The 7,794-nt window shown below is 68.2% G+C and carries 6 protein-coding genes and 1 pseudogene; 4 read left to right on the plus strand and 3 right to left on the minus strand.

The genetic code is table 11. The annotated features are described in order from the left end of the window. Nucleotides 1-881: pseudogene (locus Q8W71_RS31850) on the plus strand (IS630 family transposase); the annotation flags it as partial. A gap of 215 nt (nt 882-1,096) precedes the next feature. Here Q8W71_RS31850 and Q8W71_RS31855 read toward each other — a convergent pair. Both Q8W71_RS31855 and Q8W71_RS31860 read right to left on the minus strand, forming a co-directional pair. Next, a complete protein-coding gene (locus tag Q8W71_RS31855; RefSeq protein ID WP_305529351.1) occupies nt 1,097-2,014 on the minus strand; it encodes a GGDEF domain-containing protein in 918 nt (305 codons plus the stop codon). A 171-nt stretch (nt 2,015-2,185) separates the two neighbouring features. After that, nucleotides 2,186-4,606, minus strand: a complete 2,421-nt coding sequence (locus Q8W71_RS31860) for a bifunctional diguanylate cyclase/phosphodiesterase (protein WP_305529352.1) — start codon at nt 4,604-4,606, stop codon at nt 2,186-2,188. Between the two features lie 635 nt (nt 4,607-5,241). Here Q8W71_RS31860 and Q8W71_RS31865 point away from each other — a divergent pair. Continuing rightward, the gene (locus Q8W71_RS31865; protein WP_305529353.1) at nt 5,242-5,595 is read left to right on the plus strand and encodes a hypothetical protein; all 354 of its coding nucleotides are present in this window, start codon (nt 5,242-5,244) and stop codon (nt 5,593-5,595) included. Then, entirely contained in the window at nt 5,588-6,163 is a 576-nt protein-coding gene (locus Q8W71_RS31870; RefSeq protein ID WP_305529354.1) for a hypothetical protein, read from the plus strand. Before Q8W71_RS31865 ends, Q8W71_RS31870 begins: the two co-directional genes overlap by 8 nt. Nucleotides 6,164-6,340: 177 nt before the next feature. Here Q8W71_RS31870 and Q8W71_RS31875 read toward each other — a convergent pair whose 3' ends face one another. Next, on the minus strand, nt 6,341-7,069 hold the full coding sequence (locus tag Q8W71_RS31875; protein ID WP_305529355.1) for a hypothetical protein: 729 nt from the start codon (nt 7,067-7,069) through the stop codon (nt 6,341-6,343). A 234-nt stretch (nt 7,070-7,303) separates the two neighbouring features. Here Q8W71_RS31875 and Q8W71_RS31880 point away from each other — a divergent pair. Continuing rightward, nucleotides 7,304-7,794, plus strand: a 491-nt coding sequence (locus Q8W71_RS31880; RefSeq protein WP_305528870.1) for a transposase, incomplete at its 3' end; no start/stop codon positions are given.

Consider the following 7,794-nt stretch of genomic DNA (forward strand, 5'->3'; position numbering starts at 1 on the left):
GAGGGGCTGGCGGGTCTGCGCGACCGCCAGGCACCGGGCCGCTCCGCCAAGCTGACGCCCGAGCAGAAGCAGCAACTGGCGGCCCTGGTCGAGGCGGGGCCGGACGTCGACAAGGATGGCGTCGTGCGCTGGCGCCGGGTCGACCTGCAGGCGCGGATCAAGGAGTTGTTCGGGGTCGAGATGCACGAGCGCACGGTCGGCAAGCACCTGGCGGCACTGGGCTTCGTGCGGCTGTCGGTGCGCCCGCAGCATCCCAAGGCCACCGACGAGACCCAGCAGGCTTTTAAAAAAACTTCGCCGCGCGCGTGGCGGAGATCCTGCCCGAGCCCGCCCGCGACAAGCCGCTCGAGATCTGGTTCCAGGACGAGGCGCGCGTCGGCCAGCAGGGCACGCTGACGCGGGTCTGGGCGCGCAAGGGCACGCGCCCGCGGGCGCCGCGCGACCAACGCTACAAGTGGACGTATGTGTTCGGGGCGGCCTGCCCAGCGCGCGGCACCAGCGCGGCCCTGGTGCTGCCGACGGTCAACACCACGATGATGTCGCTGCATCTGGCTGAGATCAGCAAGCAGGTCGCGCCCGGCGCGCACGCGATCCTGGTTCTGGACGGTGCCGGCTATCACGGCACCGCCAAGACGCGCCGACCGCGTGGCCTGGTGGTCCCGGACACCATCACGTTGCTCCACCTGCCGGCCTCATCGCCCGAGCTGAACCCGATGGAGCTGGTCTGGCAGTACCTGCGCCAGAACAAGCTCGCCAACCGGGTCTTCCGCGACTACCGACAGATCGTCGACGCCTGCTGCGACGCTTGGAACTTCTTCGCCAACGACCCAGACCTCGTTACATCCATGACCTCGCGTGACTGGGCACAGGTCAACATCTAGGGCCATTGGTATAACCCAAGTTATTCTCGTCCGACAACCCGAGGCATGGCGATGGGTCTACCGATAGCGAAGTGACGGTTCCCGCATCCCGGGCCATCGCGGCGGCAACCCGCCGTTCGCCCCGTTCGCATGGCCAGCGTGTTTCCTCGGCCGCAGGGACCGTCGAACAATCTGGGAGCTAGGGGATGGCCTGTTCTCCGGAGCCGATGGCCACTTCACACGGCCGGGAGGGGCATCGCATCGACCAGCACCGGGTCTGCGGCGATGCTTGCTGGCCGAAGCGCCACGAACCGGACCTGTCCTTTGCCGGCCGCCTTGCCCGCGTACATGTGCCCGTCAGCTTCGTGCATGAGCGCCGCACGATCCAGCGAGGGGTGGGGTTGGAAGATCAGCCCGCCCATGCTGACCGTCGTTGGGTAGAGCGACTGCTCGAGGGCGGCCGACAGGTCCTCATGAAGCTGCTCGATCGCCGGCTGACCCGCGGCGATCGACGCGACTGGCATCAGAGCCGCGAACTCATCCCCACCGATCCGGTAGAGGCGCCCCCGTCCATCGAGAGTGCCCGCCGCAGCGGCGGTCAGCTCACGCAACAGGTAATCACCTGCGCGGTGGCCGTGCCTATCGTTGATGCGCTTGAAGTCGTCCACGTCGATCATCGCCAGCACGACCGCTCGTTCGCCATCTTCGATGCTGCCGAGGAGAGTTTCCAGCTCTCGCTCGAATGCGGCTCGGTTCAGCGCACCCGTCAAGGCGTCGTGGGTGGCCCGGACGCGTTCGCGATCATAGGCGCGCCGGAGCGCATGGATGACCGCGACGGTGAAGACGTAGGCGCTGCCTCGGATGATGCCGCGAGCGATCGCCACCTCGGGGGCGAGGCCGGCCTCGTGCACGTGGTGGGGGAAGATGTTCAGGAGGCAGGCCAGGACGGTCACGAAGCAACTGGCGCGCAGACCGAGCCGCCACCCAGCCAACGCGATCAGCGGGATGAAGAGAGGCCCCATGCCGACGGCCGGGAAGAACCGATCGGCGGTGATCAGCGCGAGGCCGGCGACCGCCAGCACTGTCCAGGTCGTCCACATCGACCAAGCGTCGAGGTAGTCGGCGAGTCCGGTATTCGTAGCCCGCTCGTTCATGCCGTTTGTCTGGCCACTCGCGACGGGGGATGGCCGCCTCCATCCATCTCTCGACATCGTGCAAGAGACCTTAACGGTGGCAGGTTGGTGTCGGGCGCCGGATACCCTGGAGAGGATCGGAAGGGCGCACTTATGAGGAAATTCAAATTTCCCTCGGAATGGGCAGCGGCGCTATGCCGTCGCTCGACGCAGGTTGTCCGCGAACAGCGCCCGGGTCCGCGCCCGCTCCAGGTCCGAGACGGCGAGTACGGGCGCCGGGCGACCGAACAGGTAGCCTTGCATTCGATCGCAGCCCAACCCGCGCAGGATACCGAGTTGCTCGGCCGTTTCCACCCCCTCGACGACCACCCGCAGTCCGAGGTTGTGCCCGAGGTTCACGATCGCCCGCACGATCGTCAGCGTGTCGGCGTGCTGCGCGAGCCTGCCCACGAACGAGCGGTCGATCTTGATCGTGTCGAACTGAAAGCGCTGCAAGTAGCTCAGGCTGGAGTACCCGGTGCCGAAGTCGTCCAGCGCCAGCCGCACGCCCAGAGCGCGCAACCGCGTGAGCACCGCCACCGCCGCGTCCGCGTCCTGGATGAACACGCTCTCGGTGATCTCGACGATCAGCCGCGCCGGGTCGAGGCCATGTCGGGTCAGCGCAGATGCCACCATCACCGGCACGTCGGTGTGCTGGAACTGGCTCGGGGACACGTTGACCGATACCGGCCAAGGCCTTCCCCAGCTCGCGGCCGCTGCGCAGGCCGCGTCGATCACCCACGCGCCGATCCGATCGATGAGACCGGTCTGCTCGGCCAGCGGGATGAACTCAGCCGGTGGTACGAGGCCGCGGTCGGGGTGCTGCCAGCGGATCAGCGCCTCGAACGCCTCGATCTCGCCCGTGTCTCCGTGGACGACCGGCTGGTAGAACAGGCGCAATTCGTCCCGCTCGATCGCCAGACCCAACTCGTGTTCCATCTGGCGGCGGGCCTGCAACTGGGCGTCCATCGCCGGCTCGAAGAAGCGTACCGCGCCGCGCCCCTCGCCCTTGACGCGGTACAGTGCGGTGTCGGCGGCGCGCAGCAGCACCTCGGCGATGCCGCCATCGCCGGGGTACAGGGCCACACCGGCCGAGGCGCCGACTTCGACGCGCCGATCCCCAAACTGGAATGGGCGCTGGACGGCTGCGATCAACCGACCTGCGATCTCCCCGACTTGTTCGGGCGCGGTCGCCACGGCGAGCACGGCGACGAACTCGTCGCCGCCGACGCGGGCGAGGGTGTCGGACGGGCGCAGCTCGACACGCATGCGTTTCGCGACCTCCACGAGCAGGGCATCGCCCGCGGCGTGGCCGTGAAGGTCGTTGACCGGCTTGAAGCGATCGAGGTCGATGTAGATCACCGCTGCGCCGTGCCCTTCCCGAGCCGCCGCATCGATGGCCTGGGCGAGGCGCTGCTCCAGCAGGTGGCGGTTGGGCAGGTCGGTCAGCGCGTCGTGCAGCGCGAGGTGACGGATGCGGGCCTCGTCGCGCTTGCGATCGGTGAGATCGCGCAGGGCCACAGCCACGGCGGGCCGCCCGCCGAACTCGATTGTGCGGCAGGACAGTTCCACCGGGACGAGGGCGCCCCCGGCGGAGCGGGCTTCGAACTCCTCGGGATGCAGGTCCTCGGAGCGGCAGCGCATGCGGCGGCTCAAGCCTGGCGCGTCGCGTTCGGCAAACAAGCCGAGGACGGGTCGACCGATCAGGCTCTCGACGGGCGCCCCGAACAGGCGTGCGCCCGCGCTGTTGACCTCCAGCACGACCCCGGCGCGATGGATCAACAGCACCTCATAGGCGAGGTCGCCGAGCAGGCGCATCCGGGCGAGTTCGCGCACGGCGCGCAGGGACAGGTGCTGTTGCAGCAGGAGCGTGGCGAGCCCGGCGACGAGGATGGCGAGGCTGACGAGGCCGACGGCCAAGGCAAGGGTGCTCGAACCCAGGACGTAGCTGCCATCCTCCGGCAGATCGGCCGGGGCGAGGGTCACCGCCGCCATGCCGGTGAAGTGCAGGCCGCAGATCCCCAGGGCAAGCCACACAGTTACCTCGGCGCGACGGACGAGGCCGAGCAGCCCGCGTGCACGGAATAGCGCCAGGGTGGCGAACGCCGCGCTGAGGAGGACGGAGGCGCCGGTGTAACCGGGGTCGAGGAAGACGAGGGCGGCGGCGCGCATCGCATCGACGCCGAGGTAGTGCATGCCGGCGATGGATAGGCCGAGGATCGTCCCGGCAAGGGTGAGCGTGATGGGGCTCCCCGGGCGATGCCGCCACAAGGCGAACGCTGCGAGGGAACCGGCGATGGCAGCGATGATCGAGATGAGTGTGGGGGCCACCGCGTAGGCTGCGTTGGTGCCGGGCAGGAAGGCCAGCATGGCGACGAAGTGCAGGGCCCAGACGCTCGACCCGAACACCGCGGCCGCCGACAGCAGCGCTCGGGTACGGGAACGGCCCTGAGTGGTCTCGGCCTGCGCGAGCAGCGTGGTGGTGATGAAGCAGCCGAGCGCGCAGATGGCGGTGGAGAGGGCGACCAGACGCAGGTCGTGTTGCTGCGTGAGGCAGCCCAGGACGGTCAGCATCGCTCGTTCGACCTACGGCGTCTTGAAGGATTAAGACCGGAACAGGGTGCGCAACCCTATAGCGAGCGATCTGATTGTCTGATGCTATCGTTTTATAGTTGAGGAATTATGAGCTGATCGGCAGGGGTCGAAGGCTTTGAGGAACTCTGTGCTAACTGCCGCCACGACTGTGGCGCTCAGCCCCTGGCGACCGCCGGAACAGCGGGGCATCCCTGCGGGAGGGCATGCGGCCTTGTGTCTGTGCTGAGATCGATCGGCGTCGGGTCGAGCCGTTGGCATTCAGCTTGGCCTTGTACTAAAGTCTAAGTCGTGGCCCAGTGGGCCGCTCTCAACACGACTCAGGCGCTCCGGTGACGGGGCGCTTTTTCGTTTGCAACCTCGTGTCGCGCGCCGTGATGCCAGGCATAGCGCCTGCCAACCCCGGATAATGCGCGGTTATCCGGGGTAGCGTCGCGCTGGAGGCTCCGGATGGGCAATTTCCGGTCCGAGCGCGATCGTAGGTCTGATAAGGCCCCCTTATCAGACCATCCTCGACACCCGCCCCGGCGCTCGCCATCTTGAGCGGATGCCCGGGCACTACGGCCAGACCTACGATCCGAACGAGGATCCGGTGTGCGGATGCGACAGGGTGATGCGTGAACCCGTTCGCCGGCCTCTGGACCGCCCTGCGCGACGCGGTCCGCGCCCTCAAACCCCACGGCGATGGGCCGATCGTCTTCGTCCTGATCTCGGTTACGGCGATCGTCTCTCTTGCCGCCAGGGCGCCCGGGACCGAAACACTGCTCGTTGACATCCTGGGACTCGGCGCTTTCTTTTTGTGGTCGGAGCGCAAGCACATATGGAAGCGCCGCGCGGACGAGGCCGAGTACGACGCCCTGGAAGAACGAGAGACCGCCGCCGGCCGCCGCAGGCTGCGTAAGAAGGTGAAGGGGAGCGGAAAGGAAGGCGGGCGCACCATCGCGCCGCCCAAGGACGACGCCGATGTCTGAGAGTATCAGCACCACCCTCGCGTTCGTCGTGCTCATCATTGTGGCCGCCGCGGTGGCCCTGTTCGTGAACAAGCGCCAGCGTGAGGCCCACGCGCGCCGCGAGGCCGAGATGCGCGAGGCCGTGGATCTACTCGCCGTTCACGCGAAGACCCTGGCCATCCTGGACGACGATGCCATGCCGGCTTCGCTTGCAGCGTTCGCCCTGGAGGTCAGCGATCTGCTGCACGACTTCGATCAGCGGCCCGTCGTCCTGGCAGCCACCCGCATCAAACGGGAGGAGTACCTGCGCTCGCCTCGCCTCTCGACAGGGTTGGGTCCGGAGACTGAGCGGCTTCAGGCCAACTTGGAAACCCTCCTGGCGACTCGCCCCGATCTGGCGACCGCCTACGTGCAGAGCATCGTGGCCGGCATCCTGTCGTTCGAGCGCCGGTTCCCGGAATGCGCGGGGGCCTTCGGTCTCGATGTCGCCAAGCTCATCGCCTCGCCGGTGAACGAGGCCGAGCGTGTTGTCCGGCAGGCCAAGACGATGCGAGCCGGATGGACGCCGGAGCCGGCCATGGCGGCCTGACGGCGTCCATGCCCCTCAAGGCACTCATCGGCCCATCGCTGCGGCCACCATCGTGACCGGCGGCAAGCACCCCACGCGGCTTCCCGTATTTGCCGCCCAGGGGCCGCTCCCGTTCAAGGCGCTCTGGGCTGTTTTGCGCGCATCGCCGTCTCCGGCCAATTCTGGCGATCCTAGGGGCTATCGACGCGGCGCTGGCTGTAAAGCGGGACGCCCTTGCAACCCGACCGCCTTCACGTCACCTTCTGGAGCATGACCCCCGCCCGCCAAGCCTGGTTCGCTGCGATCTGCATCACCCTGTTTGCGCCGGTAATGGGCGGGCTGCACTGGCTCATGGTTGGCATCAACGAGCAGTTTGGGGCTGGCATCGCGATAGCGCTGGGGCTCGGCATCGGCCTGACGTTCGTAGCGAGCCGGCAGGCCCGCGAGGCGCCCTAGCTCTTCCTGTCCGCCGCCCCGGACGGCCGCGTTCATCAGCGTGCGCGCTACGTCCGACGAGATGTCTTTCGCCCGCACCGACCGCCCGAGCGCGGCGAAGGCGCGACGGGCCCCCTCCCGGTCCGGGCCCACTTCCGTCAGGATCCGCGCCAGATCGGCGTTCCGGCGCTCGCGCAGGGCGTCGGCAAAGCCGCCCGTCACCTTTCTGCCCGCGGCCACCCAGGCGTCGCCGATATCGAGGTTCAGGAGCGACCGGATCACACCGGCCATGCCCGGGGTGCCACCGATCTCCCGATCTGCCGCGGACTGCGCTGCCGAGTCGGCGCGCCCCGTCACCACGTCCCGGGTCCGCGCGAACGTCGCCTCGTTGCCGAGGTCCGCGATCAGCGCGTCGGCCTGTTCCTTGCCGATGACTTGGCCGAGCTTGGCGCGGTTGGACGGCTGGGGCTCGCTCAGCCTGGACCGCGACATGCCGGACACCCTCCGCGCAGCCGTCTCGGAGGCGTGGCCCCTGCCGACCACCTTTGCTGAGGCGTGGGCCGAGCACGAGGCCACCGAGGTGCGGGTCCGAGACCGCTACACCGTCGACATGTACTGTGACCCCGAGGTGTTCTCTCAGAGCCTGTTTGAGGTCCTCTGCCGTCTGTCCCCATCTGTCTCGTGTGGCAACACAAATTCCGCCTGGCGGGGCGGAGGAGAGAGCAGATGTGGACGGACCGGCATCGGACGCGCCATGAGACGCGTCTGAAGGACATGGTGATGCAGGCGGGCTTGGACGAGGTGGCCCGCTTCCTGGAGCGGGCCGACCCGGCGGCACGACCCAACGCCAAGTCAGCGCGCCTCGTGATGGCGGCCGTTGCTTGGCATCTGCGCACGGGCGGCGGGTGGCGGGCGCTGCCCGACGGCTTCCTGCCCTGGCGCACCGTCTATGGATGGTTCCGGCGCTGGGTGGACAAGGGTCTGTTCGAGAGCCTGATGCGGACGCTCGCGCGCCGACAGCGCCGCCGCTGCGGGCGGCGTCCCACGCCGCGGCTGGCGATCATCGATACACAGAGCGTCAAGTGCATCGGTGTGCGCGGGCCACGCGGCTACGACGCCGCCAAGAAGCTGGTCGGGCGCAAACGCGTGGCGCTGGTCGATGCCGAGGGGCACGTCCTGGGGCTCGCCGTCGTGCCGGCCAACGTTCAGGATCGCGA

Source organism: Methylobacterium amylolyticum (assembly GCF_030700245.1).
Lineage (GTDB): Bacteria > Pseudomonadota > Alphaproteobacteria > Rhizobiales > Beijerinckiaceae > Methylobacterium.